Raw genomic sequence first — 14,189 nt, forward strand, 5'->3', positions numbered from 1 at the left:
TCACAAACATCCACAATGGTTACCAATTTGTTTTTTTCGATCTATAATGTAATCTTGTCACAAGTCAAATTAAGAACACCGTATAATGAATCATGGTACGGCCTTTTTTGTGATGTTAAAATTGTTAGGGTTTTCAACATTTTGTATCTTCGTAAAGTAAAATTTGCGAATAAAAATAATCTGCATCAAAAAATGGTTGGTAATTCGGTGCGCAGCCAATTTTAAATCACATAAAATATTGAAAGTCAATTGGTTATGAATTATATTCGATTCTCCTATGGAAGATACTGATGAGCTTTGGGTGGTCTTTGGGGTCAAAACAATACTTATCACAACGATCTTCGTACCAGCTTTTCACCAATTCCTCCAACCCGCATATATAGCTATACTGCTTCCCCTTCAACCATCTTGTCGCCATCAACTAATTTCGAAACGCTATTTCCGGTTCCTCCACACCTTTATATTCATGAACTACTGATCCAGGCCTGGCTACAAGCAAATTCCCGCAGCTGCTTATTGAAAGTCTAAATGGATTAACGCAATTCCGGGATTGATCAATGATCCGAAACCACTACCGCCTTTTGCGGCGTACCGGCTTTCCGTTTTTTGATGGTCATTAGTACCAGTGGGATACATAGCGCATTCATTATCGCCAGCAGTAAGAACGCATCCATGTAACTGAGCAGAAAGGTCTGGCGCACCACGGTGTTTTCCAAGCTGCCGATGGCCTGTTGCATGGCCCGCAAATAAGTCGCCCCGTGCGCCATGAGGTTGCGGACGAAACTCTCCAGCCGCATTTGCGTAGCCGGGTCAGCGGCTGTTACGTGAGTAACAAGTGCAGTGCGGTTGACTGCTGCCCGGTTAGCGATATAGGTATTAATAAGAGCGATACCGAAAGAACCGCCCATCTGCCGCATCATGTTATTAAGCGCTGCACCCTGCGGAATATCCTGTGGTTTCAGTTCGGAAACGGCCAGGGCGGTTAGCGGTACAATAAGTAGTGCGGCGCCGAGTCCGCGAAATATCAGCGGAATAAAGAAATAGGCACTTCCTGTCTCCAAATTGGATCTCGACATCAAAAAACCGAAAATAGCCGAAAACAAAAAACCTGTAATGATGAGATACTGAGGCCGCAGCCCACTTTGCAGCATACGCCCCAGAAACGGCGAGATCATAGCGGCCATCAGTGTACCCGGCAGCAGCATGGTACCGGTTTGAAAAGCAGAATAGCCGATAATGCGCTGCGCATAAAGCGGAAAGACAAATACTGCACTGAACAGACCAAAACCCAATACGAAGGTCATGATCGCGGAGATGGACAGTGTGGTGCTTTTTAAAACCCGGAAATTGATCACCGGATGTTCTGTGGTCAGTTCCCACCAAACGAGTACGGTCAAAGAAATAGCCGAAAGAACGCTTAATACGATAATATAGGTAGCCGCGAACCAGTCATCCGTTTCGCCCCGTTCCAATACCACCTGCAAGGCACCTACACCAATAGCCAGTAAAAAAATGCCCAGCCAGTCGATTCGCCGGTTATCTGAAGATCCTTTGGTAGGCCGCAAATAAATAAAGGATAAGAGTGCCGCCATCAGGCCGATCGGGATATTTACATAAAAGATCCACTGCCAGCTCAGGTTATCTACGATATAACCGCCCATCACCGGGCCGATGGAGGGGCCGATGATGATACCCAGACTGAATATCCCGCTGGCCAGCCCACGTTCTTTAGGCGGGAAGGTCTCGAACAAAATCGCCTGTGAAGTAGATAACAGTGCGCCACCGCCGACGCCCTGTATAAAACGAAAAGCAACCAATTCCCACAAACTGTTTGAGAATCCGCACATGGCCGAGGCCAGCGTAAACAACAAAATGGAGCCGATATAATATTGCTTCCGGCCGATCTTTTCGGCCAGGAAACTGGTCATCGGGATAATGATCACATTAGCAATGGCGTAAGAAGTGATCACCCAGGCGGTATCTTCCAGTGAGGCGCCCAGGTTGCCGCTCATCGTATTGATCGATACGTTAACGATAGTGGTATCGATGAGTTCGATGATAGTTGAGGTGATGATCGTAATAACGATGATCCATTTTCTGAATCCGGTTTCCATGCCGCAAAATTACTGGCGACGAGATCTGAACTGTTTATAGTATTCAAACAGGAATCTATAATATTCAAACATTGATCATTAGTTATATCATACTATCGTCATTTTGATTTATAATAATCAAATATAAGACAAAGACCATGTTTATATTTACGGTATGGAACCGATAGAAACCCTCGCCGACTTTTACCGTCGTCACCCGGTGGATGAGCAAACTGAATTTGCCGAGAACAACACCGGCCAGGGACATTTTAATGTCTTCCGGCGCGAACCTTGTCTGAACCGTTCCCCCTTTGGGCGTCGTGATTTTTATAAGGTTGCGCTAGTGATCGGGAAAGGTAAGATGGTCTATGCGGATAAGGAAGTGGTGATCCAGTGTCAGGCACTTGTGTTTTCCAGCCCGGCCGTTCCATCGGCCTGGGAAACAGGTGGTGGCCCGCAGACCGGTTATTTTTGCCTGTTCACCCAGGCTTTTATCGAATCCGATGATTACAAAGGTCGGCTGCCGGAATTTCCCCTGTTCCAGCCGGATAAAGGCCATGTACTGGAACTGGACGACCAGCAGTTAATACTGATCTCCGGCCTGCTCGAACGAATGCGAACAGTGATGGCTGCTGACTACCGCGCCAAATATGATATGCTGCGCAGTTATTTGCGGATACTCATGCATGAAGCGCTGAACCTGCTGCCAGTGGTACCGGTGGAAAGTCATGCCGGGGCGCCAGCCCGCATTACCGCGCAATTTTTAGCCTTGCTGGAAAGGCAGTTCCCAATCGACTCACCCGGACAGGCCATGGCTTTACGCACACCTGCCGAATTTGCTGAAGGGCTGGCGGTCCATACCAACCATTTGAACCGGTCCGTTAAAATGATCACTGGTCGTACCACGACCCTGCTGATCGCAGACCGCATCATCAAAGAAGCGCAGGCGCTGCTCCAACACACTGATTGGAGCATAGCTCAGATAGCCGCCGGACTGGGCTTCGGGGAACCGGCTTATTTTACGAATTTCTTTAAGAAATACACAGGGGCAGCGCCGGCGCGTACACGGCTCTCAGCCTGAATAAACGCTTTAGCTGATATTTAGATCATTGAATGATTTAGATATTTCTGACGTATCGAAGCCTGCGATTTGGGGAAAGATATAGTAATTTATTAGTTGGCATAATTTTCATTATTTGATACCTTAAAAGCTACCATCATCTGTGACTATATGAAAAGAAACACATTTCTTCAAATGCTCATGGGAACAACGGCATTGGTTACCGTGTCGATGAACGGGCTGGGTAAAGGCTTGACCAAGTTCAGGGTCAAAGCCGGCTTTAAAGTCGACACGGGCAAAGACCGTTTTAAAAAAACGATCACGCTCATGGAAGGCGATACTTTCTTTACCAAAGTCTCGACGAAAGATACCGATGGCGATATTTACGTCTACGAATCGACGCGATCCAAAGAAGGCGGCCCCGCCCATCATTACTACTTCAGCCAGGATGAATGGTGGTATATTTTACAGGGGGAATTCCTGATCAAGACCGGCGAGACGACCTATCATGCCAAAGCGGGCGACAGTGTTTTCGGCCCCAGAATGGTGCCGCACAGTTTCGCAAAGATCGGCGAAGGCGATGGACGGTTACTACAGTTTTTCCAGCCGGCCGGAAAGATGGAAGAATTTTTCACCAAGGTCAGCCTGGGTGCGGCTAAAGGGATGACGGAAGCAGAGCAAGACAAATTCCGGGAAGCACATGGCTTCAAACGGGTAGGACCTGCGATACAGAATTTTAAGAAAATATGATGAATATAAAACACCTGTTGCTTGGCTTATTGATGATCATCTCGTTTTCGTTTGCCGCGGCGCAGAAAATAGATACGGCGAAAAATAATCCGGCTATCCGCCAGCTCGTCAAGAACTATGAGCTAGCCTGGAACTCGCATGATCCAAAGGCATTGGCTGCCAATTACCGGGAGGACGCCACCTGGGTCAACTGGTTTGGCGCTAAGTACACGGGAAGGCAAGATATCGAAGATCACTACCGCACGACGTACGAAAGTTACTTTAAGATCAGCCATTATTATACTCGTGCCGTGGAAGACATCCGCTATCTCATGCCCGATATCGCTATCGTACATGTACGGACAGGACTGACGGATGATACGCGCTACCCCGGCCAGACATTTGAATTTCGCAGGATGATGGTCGTCACCCGTGCGAATGGCCTGTGGCTGATCCAGGCGGGCCAGAACGCCAAGCTGGAAAAAGGGATCAAGTGATTTTATTGACATTTGTCACAGTGATTTATAGATAAATGTCCTCTTTCCTCCATTGGAAACACTTCAATTTTGTGCTACAAAGGATAACACAAAATGAAGTTAAAAAATAAAGTGGCTGTTATTACCGGGGGTAATAGCGGAATAGGTTTCGGGATCGCCGAAGCATTGAAGAACGAAGGTGCAAAAGGTGCGATCACCGGCAGGAACCAGGCAACCCTTGACAGCGCGGTAAGAGAATTGGGCGAAGGTTATATCGGTATTAAAGGTGATGTAACTAACCTCGACGACCTCGAAAATATCTATAAAGTTACAGCGGAACGATTCGGTAAGATCGACACGCTGGTTGTGAATGCCGGTGGGATCGTTGACGGCCAGCCGATGGCAGGCATTAACGAAGTAACCGAAGAAAATTACGATCTGTACATGGACCTGAACCTGAAAAGCACTTACTTTTCCGTAAAAAAAGCATTACCCTACCTGAACGACGGCGCATCGGTCATCCTGATCGGCTCGACCGCCGCACACCGCGCGGCACCGGGCATGACCATTTACGCTGCTGCTAAAGCTGCCGTAATCTCACTCGCCAAAGGATTATCACTGGACCTGCTATCCAGAAGGATCCGGGTGAATACGCTGTCGCCCGGTTCGATCGACACCCCGGTATTCGGAAAGATCGTACCGGAGGAACACGTGGCGAGTGTTAAAAAAATGTGGGTCGATATCATACCGGTAGGAAGAATGGGCTCACCGGCGGACATGGGTAAAGCGGCTGCTTTCTTGGCTTCGGACGACTCGGCATTTATCGTGGGCACGGAACTGATCGCCGACGGTGGTATGACGAATATCAGCCTGATGAAATGATCGATAACGGGAGCGTCATTTCTGCACCCTAATAACCATCTAACCTTTAAATATGGCGGCATTTGAATAGCTTTGTTAAAAAGCCGTTCGAATGTCGCCAACGTTTATAGACTATCTTCAGGAAAAAGGTACGCTCACGCGGGAAGACCTGGAATTGATCGCCACTGCTTCGATATCAAAACGCGTACGAAAAGGTCAATACCTGCTTGAGGAAGGCGAGGTAAGTGATTTTGTCGGATTTGTTGTTAAAGGCAGTTTCCGTTTATTCCGTATGGGGGATGACCAGGAGGAACATATGATGCGGTTTGCCATAGAGAACTGGTGGGTTTCTGACTTTATCAGCTTCATGTCCGGTCAGCCCTCCAATTGTTATCTCGAAGCGCTGGAGGACAGTGAGATCATCCGCTTTTCCAAAGAAAAATGGGAGGAACTGCTTGCCGCTTCACCGAACTTCAGGCGGATCATCGAAGCGCTGACGGCCAAAAATTTTGAGGCGCATCAGAACAGGATCTTCAGTAACATCAGCGATCCGGCGGAAGTTCGCTATGAAAAATTCGTGCAGCAATATCCGAACCTGTACAACCGCATCCCTTTGTATATGATCGCCTCTTTCCTGGGCCTGACCCGGGAAACCCTGAGCCGGGTCAGGAAGCAGGCCGTTAAGCGAAGCCAGGTGGCTTCTTAGGTATGACGGATAACGCACCCGATCATAGCTACCATGGTTTCGGCTAAACCAAACATGGATTTGGATAAATCTTTCTCACCGTAACGGCGGTTCTTTGTATCGACAAAAAGAACCAACATGAAAGTATTCGTTACCGGAGCCTCTGGCTTCGTAGGTACTGCCGTTGTGCAGGAACTAATAAAGGCCGGCTACCAGGTATTGGGACTGGCACGTTCGGAAGCATCGGCAGCTAAGTTAAAATCGGCCGGGGCTGAAGTGCATTACGGCGACCTGGAAGATCTGGATAGCCTAAGTAAAGGCACAGCTGAAAGTAACGGGGTGATCCATTGCGGTTTCATCCACGATTTTACCCGTTTTGCAGAAGTTTGCGCGGTCGATGAGCGGGCCATAGCAACGATAGCCAGTGTGCTGGCCGGTTCAGACCGCCCGCTCATCGTTACTTCAGGTACGGCCCTGGTGAGTCCCGGTAGTCTGGCCACTGAAAACATGCCATCACCATTTAACCCGGCCTGGCCCCGTGCTTCGGAACGTGCAGCGGAAGCTGCCGCAGCCATGGGCGTACGGGCAGCTGTCGTACGTTTGCCGCCTTCAGTGCATGGGGATGAGGACAAACACGGATTTATTCCTATCCTGGTGAATCTGGCGCGGGAAAAAGGTTTCTCTGCCTATATCGGCGACGGTCAGAATCGCTGGAACGCCGGTCACCGGTTAGATGCCGCGTTATTGTACCGTTTAGCATTGGAGCAAGCCACGCCGGGCGCACGATTTCACGCTAACACGGAAGAAGGTATTACCGTTAAAAGCATTGCTGAGACCATTGGGGCCCAATTGAACCTGCCGGTCAAATCCATTACCCCTGAAGAAGCAGCCGGGCATTTCGGCTGGTTTGCCCACATGGCGGCGATCGATTGCCCGACTTCGAGCAGGTGGACGCAGGAATACCTGAACTGGCAGCCATCACATCCTTTCCTGTTAACGGATATCGAAAACGGCATTTATACTTACTGAAATGAAGCTCATCGTAACCGGTTCTTTAGGGAACATCAGCCAACCGCTGACGGAAATGCTGGTAGCCCAGGGACATGACGTCACTGTAATGAGCAGTGACGTGAAAAAGAAAGCAGCCATTGAAGCCCTGGGCGCTTCGGCTGCTACCGGCTCTATTGCCGATGTTGATTTCCTGACAGCCACCTTTCAGGGAGCTGATGCGGTCTACGCCATGATCCCACTCAGTTTTACCGAGCCCGACCTGGGCGAGTACCTGCGCCGGATGGCCAAAAACTACGTGCAAGCTTTAAAGGCAACCCAGGTCAAGCGCGTGGTCGTGATGAGCGGGTGGGTCGCCGACCTGGTCAAAATCGAAAACGTGGAAAACGAATTTGACGACCTGGAGGTCTCCACCACCTTCATGCGCCCCGGATCATTTTACACGAACTTCTATCAGAGTATCGACCTAATCAAAGGCAAAGGCCTGATGGGTAAACTGCTTACGTTGCGTTACTCCGGCCTTTGGCCGTTAATGACCGGGAAGACCGGCCTGCTGATGGGCAATTGTGGCGGGGATGACCGGATCATTTTTGTCTCGCCCAAAGATATTGCCGGGGCAGTTGCAGAAGAAATTGTGTTGATGCCGGTGCAAAACACCATCCGGTATGTGGGCAGCGAGGAACTGACCTGTAACGAAGCCGCCGGGATTATCGGAACGGCGATAGGCAAGCCCTGGCTGAAATGGATCTTGCTGAGCGATAAAGCGATGCTACAGGGATTAAAGATGGCGAAAGTACCGGAAAAACTGGCCGAAACTCTGGTAGAAATGCAGGCGGCCATGCACAGCGGTGAACCGCTGGAAAACTTCCATCGTAGTAACCCGAAAATGGGCAAGGTCAAACTCGCGGATTTTGCCAAGGAGTTTGCCCGGGTATACCATGCAAAATAAGTACCTTGTGCTATGAGCAGTTCAACGCCTTTCCGTTTCAGCACCATCAGTGATTATCACCGTGCCGCTGGCTTGCCCCAACCGGCGCATCCGCTGATCAGTATTGTCAGGATGGAAGATATAAGTCTGCCGATTGCCGAGGTACCTTTCAGCCTGGTGGGTGACTTTTACTGGATCTCGATGAAGAAAATGCAGCACATTAAATTCAGGTATGGCCAGCAAACCAGCGACTTTGACGACGGCGTATTGTTCTTTATGTCGCCCGGTCAATTATTTGGCGTGGAAAGCGTGGAGCATGCAGCGGACTTAAAAAAGCCCGAAGGATGGATGATCCTGATCCACCCTGACTTTCTGTGGAACACGCCGCTCGCCAAAAACATCAAACAGTATGAGTTCTTCAGCTATTCCGTGAACGAGGCGCTGTACCTTTCCGAAAAGGAGGAGGTGATGCTTACCGCAATCGTAAACCAGATCGAACAGGAATACAACGGCGCTATTGACCGCTTCAGCCAAAGCGTGATCATTGCGCAATTAGAGTTATTATTGACCTATTCGGAGCGTTTCTATCAGCGGCAATTTATCACCCGAAAAAAAGCCAGTCATGAGCTATTGACACGTTTGGAAGATTATCTGGATAGTTATTTTAATAGCGGTACGTTAGCGAAGCACGGCATGCCCAGCGTAATGCATATCGCAGAAATATTGAACATATCACCTGGTTATCTCAGCAGCCTCCTCAAGTCGCTGACCGGCCAGAACACGCAGCAACACCTGCACCATAAACTGATCGAGTTGGCCAAGGAAAAACTTTCCACTACCAGTTTGTCGGTCAGCGAAATCGCATATGAACTCGGCTTTGAGCACCTGCAATCCTTCAGTAAATTATTCAAGACCAAAACCAATTTATCGCCGCTGGAATTTCGGCATTCGTTCAATTGAAGAATTAAGGCAACATTATTGCTTAGCAAAAAAGTCCGGCGGGTATAACCCTGTCCGTGCGACTGAGCGATATCCTGGATCCGTTTGAACGATTCTGCATTCATTGGCGGCGGCAAAAACTGACCTGCTGCGACCGGCTCGCCAATTTCTTCAAAAAAATCTTCCAGGCCCGCGGGAACTACGGTGCAAAGCATTTGAGCCATTTTATCGCTGACATTTTTAAAGTAGTGCACCACCCCGCCCTTGGGTATCAGGACGAAAGCCCCTTTCCGGGCAGTGTAAGCCCCGGCTTCCGAATGAACTTCCACTTCGCCGTCAACAACGTAAAAAGTTTCAAAAAAGTCCGCATGCGAATGCGGACCGGGGCCGTTTTGCGGCGGTACCAGCATTTCGATGGTCGAAAAGGCGCCGCCGGTTTGCTGTCCTGACACCAGTACGCGATAATTACCGCCTACGACCGCTAATATTTTACCGCCATCAGGATCGACTACGGATGGCATTGCTTTTATGTTTTCCATAAGCTGTGTTTAAAAAGTTTTTTGATTTGGTTTAGTGATCAATAACAAAAGGCCAAACAGAGCACAGATCAAAATAGCAATAATATGCGGCATCGCCTGCATCACACCATTATAAGGCTTGCTTAGCACCACCAGCATATCGTTTACCGGTATGATTGTTCCCGCTAATAAAGTTATGCTGACAGCCTGTCTTTGGTTCAATAGCACAAAAGCACAGAGCAGTATGCCGGAAAAGATATCGCGGATACCTTTGATATAGTGAAAAGAGTAATCACCGCCTGCATTGTACTGAATACCGAAACCGGCGATAGCCGCTTCAGGTGCGAAAAAGAAACGGGCGCCCAAGAAGATCATGCCCGCACCCAGCAGGCAAGCCATGGTATAAGCAATTTTTGTTGTCATGATTTTTAATATTTAATGATGACACAAAGTTCCATATCAAAGGTCCGGCGTTCATGCACCTGGGTTAACAAATCATTTTTGGCTGAAAATTCTTTTGCGAATACGGCTGAGCGATTGGGGCTTGACGCCGACATAAGAGGCAATATGGTATTGTGAGACTCGTTGCAGCAGGTCAGGATGTTCGCTCACCAGTTTTTGATACCGATTTTCGGGACTATCGGTGTATAAAGAGGTCACCGCATGCAGCAATTGGGCAAATACCTGCTCGATCACCAGCCGCCCAAACCGTTCGCCGCCAGTGACAGACTGATAAAAAACCTGCAGGTCGGTATGAGAGATCTGCCACAGCGCGCAATCTTCCAGTGCCTGGATGATCTTGGTAGACGGGGTCTGCGGCAGGAAACTTTCGTAATTACAAACGAAGTTGCACTCCTGTCCAAAATCATAGGTTTTCTCCTCGCCGTCAGCATTGATATAATAACGGACCAGGCCTTTTTCGATGAAACCCGCGTGTTTACACACCTGTCCGTCCGCCAGGAAGAAGTCGCCCTTTTTGAGTACTTTTTTTTTAAACAGCCGGCCGATCACGGCTTCCTCCTCCTCGCCGAGGTGGATCAAAGATCGTATACTGCTGATCAGGGCTTCGGGCATCATTTCTTCTTTTGGGTGAAGTTAATCTTTTTTGACAACATCCTTTTGGTTACAAGCTTGCGCTTTATCATCCGGCTTTTTCTGGGTACGATACTCAAGTTTGCCAGCAGGATCGGCGCCAAAGCGATGGAGGGAAGACAGAAGTGAAGATCGTTACCATCCTGTTGATGGCTGTATCCGCCATCCTCAGCGTCAAACATGGCTGGGATGCTTTCCGTCCGGCATCATCCGGGCAGCTTAAAATGATGGCTGTCCTGGGTATCAACCCCGGCCTCCTGCCTTACCTGAGGTACTGCCCATCAGCATTGGCCTGCTGCTGCTTTTCCCGCAGACATTTTTATCAGCAACCTCCTAAATGCCATCGTCATCTTACTGCCAATTTTCAAGGGTGTTAAGAATTAAAATGGCGATCTTGTTATCGTACATATCAGTTTTTTTAAATCGATCAATTGAGTTCAGCGGCTATCTCAATATGGCAACGTTCATATGGTCTATCGTGTCCGGCAACCTTTTTGGAGCCCGGTTTAATATAAAGACTCCCGGAACGCCGGCGGCGACAGGCGCGTTTCGCTGGTCCGTTGAAGATTAACTCTGGGCGGTATAAGTTATCCTGCTTTTTTTATCCGTTTCTCCAGGCATCGGTGCCACTTCATATTGGTTATTCCAGGCTTTGATGCTTTCCAGGATCGGCAAAAAAGCCAGGCCTTTCTCAGACAATTGATATTCGACCCGGGGCGGCAGTTCCTTATAAGCGATTCTTTCCAATAGACCGTCTTCTTCCAGTTCTTTGAGTTGTTCGGTCAGTACCTTCCTGGAAATGTGCGGTACGATGGAATCCAGCTGACCAAAACGAATGGTACGGGTGCCGATCACATTGATGATGATCGGTTTCCATTTATTGCCGATCGTGCCGATCGCTCTGGTGAAGGGGCAATTCGAAGCACAAAATCTTTCGTCTCTCATTTTCTCAAATTTTTGTAGTTACCTGGCCGTAACCAGAATAAGTCCTGTTAGTTACAAATATAAACCAACAATGGTAACTTTGGGAAACAAATTTAAAATTTCATTAGAAATGAGCAAATTAACAAATAAAGTAGCCGTAATTACAGGCGGTAACAGCGGCATTGGATTGGGCATTGCCCTGGAATTTAAGCAGGAAGGTGCAAAGGGCGTGATCGTCGGAAGAAATCCGGAAACCTTAGCTGCCGCTATGGCGAAACTGGGGGATGATTTTATCGCCATTAACGCCGATGTAACTCAGGTGGCTGACCTGGACAGAATATTTGCAGCTGCCGTTGAAAAATTTGGCAAGATAGACATCATTGTCGCCAATGCGGGTGCCGGGGCGGTAGGAACGGTGGCAACGACCAGCGAAGCCGACTTCGGCCAGGCCATTGACCTGAACCTGAAAAGTGTTTACTTCACGGTGCAAAAAGCACTGCCGTATATGAATGAGGGTGGTTCGATCATTCTGATCGGGTCGAATGCGGCACACCGGGCCTATGCGAATTTTACGCTGTATGGCGCTGCAAAAGCAGCAGTGATCTATTTAGCCAAAGGATTTTCAAGCGACCTTTTGGATAGAAAGATTAGGGCAAATGTGATCACACCAGGCACCACAGATACACCGGCATTTGACAAGTTTGTTCCGGCAGAAAAAATGGAAGCGGTCAAAAAACACTTTGCTGATCAAATGCCGATCGGCCGGATCGGGCAACCAGCTGATATTGGTAAAACAGCGGTTTTTCTGGCGTCCGATGACTCCTCGTTTATGCTAGGCGCCGAACTCCTGGTAGATGGCGGCATGACCTATTTAACAAAATAATTAAAAATCTCAAAAATGAACAATTCATCAAACAGCGCAGCAAAAAGCTACGCCATTATCGGCTTTGGCAAGATCGGCAGGGCCCTGGCCAAAGCTTTCGCCCGTAAAGGCATCCAAGTAGCCGTCGCTACTACGCGTACCCCGGAAAGTATTACCTCCGAAGCCGCCGCTATCGGAACCGGGATCATTCCTGCAACACTCGCGGATGCCATCAAGGCGGATGTCATCTTTTTGGCGGTGCGTTTTGAGTCGCACCAGGACGTTGCCAAGGCGCTGCCCAACTGGCAGGGTAAGATCATCGTCGATGTGACCAATGCTTATGGCGTGCCACCCGAAAAGCTACGAGGGCTGCCTTCTGCCCAATTTGTAGCGCAGGCTTTCACCGGTGGGAAACTCGTCAAAGGTTTCAACCATTTGGGCGCTGCTATCCTTGAACAGGATCCGGCCGTACATGGGGGCCGCAGGGCCGTGTTCCTGGCGAGCGACAATGACAACGCGTGTGCAGAAATTACTGCGCTGGCGGAAGCGCTCGGTTTTGCGCCAGTCAAACTGGGCGGGCTGTCGGAAGGCGGGCTACTGGTACACGCGCATGGAAATACCTGGGGTCAACTGATCTTCCAGGACTTGGTCAAGTTCAAATCTTAAATAATAAAACAATGAGCAAATTAGCAAACAAAGTAGCGGTCGTGACCGGTGCTTCCAAAGGAATAGGTGCAGCGATAGCCAAACACTTCGCGGCAGCCGGCGCAAAGGTAGTGGTGAACTATGCCACTAGTAAAGAAGGTGCAGACAAAGTAGTTAAGGAGATCACAGATAACGGCGGCACGGCCATCGCAGTCCAGGCGGATGTATCCAACGAAGGCGATGTGACCCGGCTGTTTGAAGAAACCGATCGGGCTTTCGGAGGCCTGGATATTTTAGTCAACAACGCGGTCGCTCAAGGTTATGGAGCTATTAAACAAATAGCTGTAGATGCTTTTCATCAAAGCTTCTATGTCAATGTGCTGGGTCCTATCCTGACGATCCAGGCAGCTTTGAAACTATTTGGTGATCAGGGGGGCAATATCATCAATATCAGTTCGGGTGCCAGCAAAATGCCGCTACCGGGAGCATCCTTGTATTCAGCGACCAAAGCGGCCTTAGATGCCTTCACCATTGCCTTGTCAAAAGAACTGGGTGCGCAAAACGTTCGCATTAATTCGATTTTACCGGGCGCTACTGAAACGGAAGGAGCTATCGCAGCGGGGGTAACTGCCGGCAGTGCGTACGAAAAAATGTTTATTGCCAATACACCGCTGGGCCGCCGGGGCCAGCCCGAAGACATCGCGAAAGCTGCCGTCTTCCTGGCTTCCGATGATGCCGCCTGGATCACGGGAGAGCAGATTTCCGTTTCGGGGGGTATGTATGGATTTTAATGAGGAATATGTTTCCTGGTATCCGCAGGTAACCTGATCTGCTAACGTTATTATTTTCGATTGCAAAACTGCACAAGGTCCGGTCGTGATGACCGGATCTAACGAAAACGGATCGCTCAGGGATATTAGCCGACAACAGGCAGAGAGCCGCCGTCAATAGCGTAGTTGTGATCAGCGCGAAAGGCTATGTAACAACCGCCTGCCGGGATCTGAAAAGTAATCCCGGCACATCAGGCCGGCGAGTTGCCGCGCCCGGGTATACCGCGACTTGGCACATACGGAAGCAGTGTCTTCATAAGCGTTGCGGATACGTGCTGACGGATTGAACAGGAAAGGCGCTTGACCGGATGTTGAAGATAGATGATCCAGAAAACTTTTATTCATCTTAGGTTATTGGTTTACGGTTTTGCCATGTTGAGGGCAATAGCCCAGCTGTAAATGTTCGGCTCAAATGAGATCGGCCAGTGAGAACGTACCAGGAATCCCTCAGGTATTGGCCAGCAGATCGAAGCACTCGTCGTCCTCTTTCTTGCTGGCAAATAAAATATTTTAACTTTCTAAATTTGTATTTAACCTAT

The 14,189-nt window shown here is 49.0% G+C and carries 16 protein-coding genes and 1 pseudogene; 12 read left to right on the forward strand and 5 right to left on the reverse strand.

All coding sequences use genetic code 11. The features are described 5' to 3' along the window. Window positions 1-554: 554 nt before the first annotated feature. Window positions 555-2,114, reverse strand: a complete 1,560-nt coding sequence (locus SNE25_RS09350; protein ID WP_321564829.1) for a DHA2 family efflux MFS transporter permease subunit — start codon at window positions 2,112-2,114, stop codon at window positions 555-557. Window positions 2,115-2,268: 154 nt separating this feature from the next. On the opposite strand from SNE25_RS09350, the gene SNE25_RS09355 reads away from it, so the two are divergent. The 8 genes from SNE25_RS09355 (at window position 2,269) to SNE25_RS09390 (ending at window position 8,800) form a co-directional block, all read left to right on the forward strand. Next, on the forward strand, window positions 2,269-3,174 hold the full coding sequence (locus SNE25_RS09355) for a helix-turn-helix domain-containing protein (protein WP_321564830.1): 906 nt from the start codon (window positions 2,269-2,271) through the stop codon (window positions 3,172-3,174). 150 nt (window positions 3,175-3,324) lie between these two features. Beyond that, entirely contained in the window at window positions 3,325-3,903 is a 579-nt protein-coding gene (locus tag SNE25_RS09360; protein WP_321564831.1) for a cupin domain-containing protein, read from the forward strand. Next, window positions 3,900-4,379: an SgcJ/EcaC family oxidoreductase gene (locus SNE25_RS09365; protein WP_321564832.1), complete on the forward strand. Its 480-nt coding sequence runs from the start codon at window positions 3,900-3,902 to the stop codon at window positions 4,377-4,379. The genes SNE25_RS09360 and SNE25_RS09365 overlap by 4 nt, the downstream gene beginning before the upstream one ends. 93 nt (window positions 4,380-4,472) lie before the next feature. Beyond that, window positions 4,473-5,240 (forward strand): SDR family oxidoreductase, encoded by a 768-nt coding sequence (locus SNE25_RS09370; protein WP_321564833.1) that lies wholly within the window; start codon window positions 4,473-4,475, stop codon window positions 5,238-5,240. Between the two features lie 91 nt (window positions 5,241-5,331). Continuing rightward, complete coding sequence (locus tag SNE25_RS09375; protein WP_321564834.1) at window positions 5,332-5,925, forward strand: Crp/Fnr family transcriptional regulator; 594 nt, start codon at window positions 5,332-5,334, stop codon at window positions 5,923-5,925. A gap of 117 nt (window positions 5,926-6,042) precedes the next feature. Next, complete coding sequence (locus SNE25_RS09380) at window positions 6,043-6,933, forward strand: SDR family oxidoreductase (protein ID WP_321564835.1); 891 nt, start codon at window positions 6,043-6,045, stop codon at window positions 6,931-6,933. A 1-nt stretch (window position 6,934) separates the two neighbouring features. Continuing rightward, the gene (locus SNE25_RS09385) at window positions 6,935-7,861 is read left to right on the forward strand and encodes an NAD(P)H-binding protein (protein WP_321564836.1); all 927 of its coding nucleotides are present in this window, start codon (window positions 6,935-6,937) and stop codon (window positions 7,859-7,861) included. Between the two features lie 12 nt (window positions 7,862-7,873). After that, the gene (locus tag SNE25_RS09390; protein ID WP_321564837.1) at window positions 7,874-8,800 is read left to right on the forward strand and encodes a helix-turn-helix domain-containing protein; all 927 of its coding nucleotides are present in this window, start codon (window positions 7,874-7,876) and stop codon (window positions 8,798-8,800) included. A gap of 125 nt (window positions 8,801-8,925) precedes the next feature. On the opposite strand, the pseudogene SNE25_RS09395 reads toward SNE25_RS09390, so the two are convergent. The 3 genes and pseudogenes from SNE25_RS09395 to SNE25_RS09405 all read right to left on the reverse strand — a co-directional run. Beyond that, a pseudogene (locus SNE25_RS09395) lies at window positions 8,926-9,318 on the reverse strand (cupin domain-containing protein); the annotation flags it as partial. Between the two features lie 9 nt (window positions 9,319-9,327). Next, a complete protein-coding gene (locus tag SNE25_RS09400; RefSeq protein WP_321564838.1) occupies window positions 9,328-9,720 on the reverse strand; it encodes a DUF4267 domain-containing protein in 393 nt (130 codons plus the stop codon). 72 nt (window positions 9,721-9,792) lie between these two features. Further along, a complete protein-coding gene (locus SNE25_RS09405) occupies window positions 9,793-10,374 on the reverse strand; it encodes a Crp/Fnr family transcriptional regulator (RefSeq protein ID WP_321564839.1) in 582 nt (193 codons plus the stop codon). Between the two features lie 140 nt (window positions 10,375-10,514). Here SNE25_RS09405 and SNE25_RS09410 point away from each other — a divergent pair, with 140 nt between their 5' ends. Further along, on the forward strand, window positions 10,515-10,766 hold the full coding sequence (locus SNE25_RS09410) for a hypothetical protein (protein ID WP_321564840.1): 252 nt from the start codon (window positions 10,515-10,517) through the stop codon (window positions 10,764-10,766). 190 nt (window positions 10,767-10,956) lie between these two features. On the opposite strand, the gene SNE25_RS09415 is transcribed toward SNE25_RS09410, so the two are convergent. Further along, window positions 10,957-11,334, reverse strand: a complete 378-nt coding sequence (locus tag SNE25_RS09415) for a winged helix-turn-helix transcriptional regulator (protein ID WP_321564841.1) — start codon at window positions 11,332-11,334, stop codon at window positions 10,957-10,959. A gap of 109 nt (window positions 11,335-11,443) precedes the next feature. Between SNE25_RS09415 and SNE25_RS09420 the strand changes: the two genes are divergently transcribed. From SNE25_RS09420 to SNE25_RS09430, 3 genes are read left to right on the forward strand one after another with little or no spacing between them, the layout of a single operon-like run. Then, window positions 11,444-12,196: an SDR family NAD(P)-dependent oxidoreductase gene (locus SNE25_RS09420; RefSeq protein WP_321564842.1), complete on the forward strand. Its 753-nt coding sequence runs from the start codon at window positions 11,444-11,446 to the stop codon at window positions 12,194-12,196. 15 nt (window positions 12,197-12,211) lie between these two features. After that, window positions 12,212-12,841, forward strand: coding sequence for an NADPH-dependent F420 reductase (locus SNE25_RS09425; protein ID WP_321564843.1), 630 nt, complete (start codon window positions 12,212-12,214; stop codon window positions 12,839-12,841). Window positions 12,842-12,852: 11 nt separating this feature from the next. Continuing rightward, window positions 12,853-13,611: an SDR family NAD(P)-dependent oxidoreductase gene (locus tag SNE25_RS09430; protein WP_321564844.1), complete on the forward strand. Its 759-nt coding sequence runs from the start codon at window positions 12,853-12,855 to the stop codon at window positions 13,609-13,611. Window positions 13,612-14,189: the final 578 nt, after the last annotated feature.

Source organism: Mucilaginibacter sabulilitoris (genome assembly GCF_034262375.1).
In the GTDB taxonomy this organism is placed as follows: domain Bacteria; phylum Bacteroidota; class Bacteroidia; order Sphingobacteriales; family Sphingobacteriaceae; genus Mucilaginibacter; species Mucilaginibacter sabulilitoris.

What these genes read in the sequence shown, in the direction of transcription:
- SNE25_RS09380 (WP_321564835.1), top strand. Translation starts at nt 6,043, where the DNA reads ATGAAAGTATTCGTTACCGGAGCCTCTGGCTTCGTAGGTACTGCCGTT.
- SNE25_RS09370 (WP_321564833.1), top strand. Translation starts at nt 4,473, where the DNA reads ATGAAGTTAAAAAATAAAGTGGCTGTTATTACCGGGGGTAATAGCGGA.
- SNE25_RS09355 (WP_321564830.1), top strand. Translation starts at nt 2,269, where the DNA reads ATGGAACCGATAGAAACCCTCGCCGACTTTTACCGTCGTCACCCGGTG.
- SNE25_RS09375 (WP_321564834.1), top strand. Translation starts at nt 5,332, where the DNA reads ATGTCGCCAACGTTTATAGACTATCTTCAGGAAAAAGGTACGCTCACG.
- SNE25_RS09420 (WP_321564842.1), top strand. Translation starts at nt 11,444, where the DNA reads ATGAGCAAATTAACAAATAAAGTAGCCGTAATTACAGGCGGTAACAGC.
- SNE25_RS09400 (WP_321564838.1), bottom strand. Translation starts at nt 9,720, where the DNA reads ATGACAACAAAAATTGCTTATACCATGGCTTGCCTGCTGGGTGCGGGC.
- SNE25_RS09405 (WP_321564839.1), bottom strand. Translation starts at nt 10,374, where the DNA reads ATGATGCCCGAAGCCCTGATCAGCAGTATACGATCTTTGATCCACCTC.
- SNE25_RS09365 (WP_321564832.1), top strand. Translation starts at nt 3,900, where the DNA reads ATGATGAATATAAAACACCTGTTGCTTGGCTTATTGATGATCATCTCG.
- SNE25_RS09415 (WP_321564841.1), bottom strand. Translation starts at nt 11,334, where the DNA reads ATGAGAGACGAAAGATTTTGTGCTTCGAATTGCCCCTTCACCAGAGCG.
- SNE25_RS09390 (WP_321564837.1), top strand. Translation starts at nt 7,874, where the DNA reads ATGAGCAGTTCAACGCCTTTCCGTTTCAGCACCATCAGTGATTATCAC.
- SNE25_RS09360 (WP_321564831.1), top strand. Translation starts at nt 3,325, where the DNA reads ATGAAAAGAAACACATTTCTTCAAATGCTCATGGGAACAACGGCATTG.
- SNE25_RS09425 (WP_321564843.1), top strand. Translation starts at nt 12,212, where the DNA reads ATGAACAATTCATCAAACAGCGCAGCAAAAAGCTACGCCATTATCGGC.
- SNE25_RS09385 (WP_321564836.1), top strand. Translation starts at nt 6,935, where the DNA reads ATGAAGCTCATCGTAACCGGTTCTTTAGGGAACATCAGCCAACCGCTG.
- SNE25_RS09350 (WP_321564829.1), bottom strand. Translation starts at nt 2,114, where the DNA reads ATGGAAACCGGATTCAGAAAATGGATCATCGTTATTACGATCATCACC.
- SNE25_RS09430 (WP_321564844.1), top strand. Translation starts at nt 12,853, where the DNA reads ATGAGCAAATTAGCAAACAAAGTAGCGGTCGTGACCGGTGCTTCCAAA.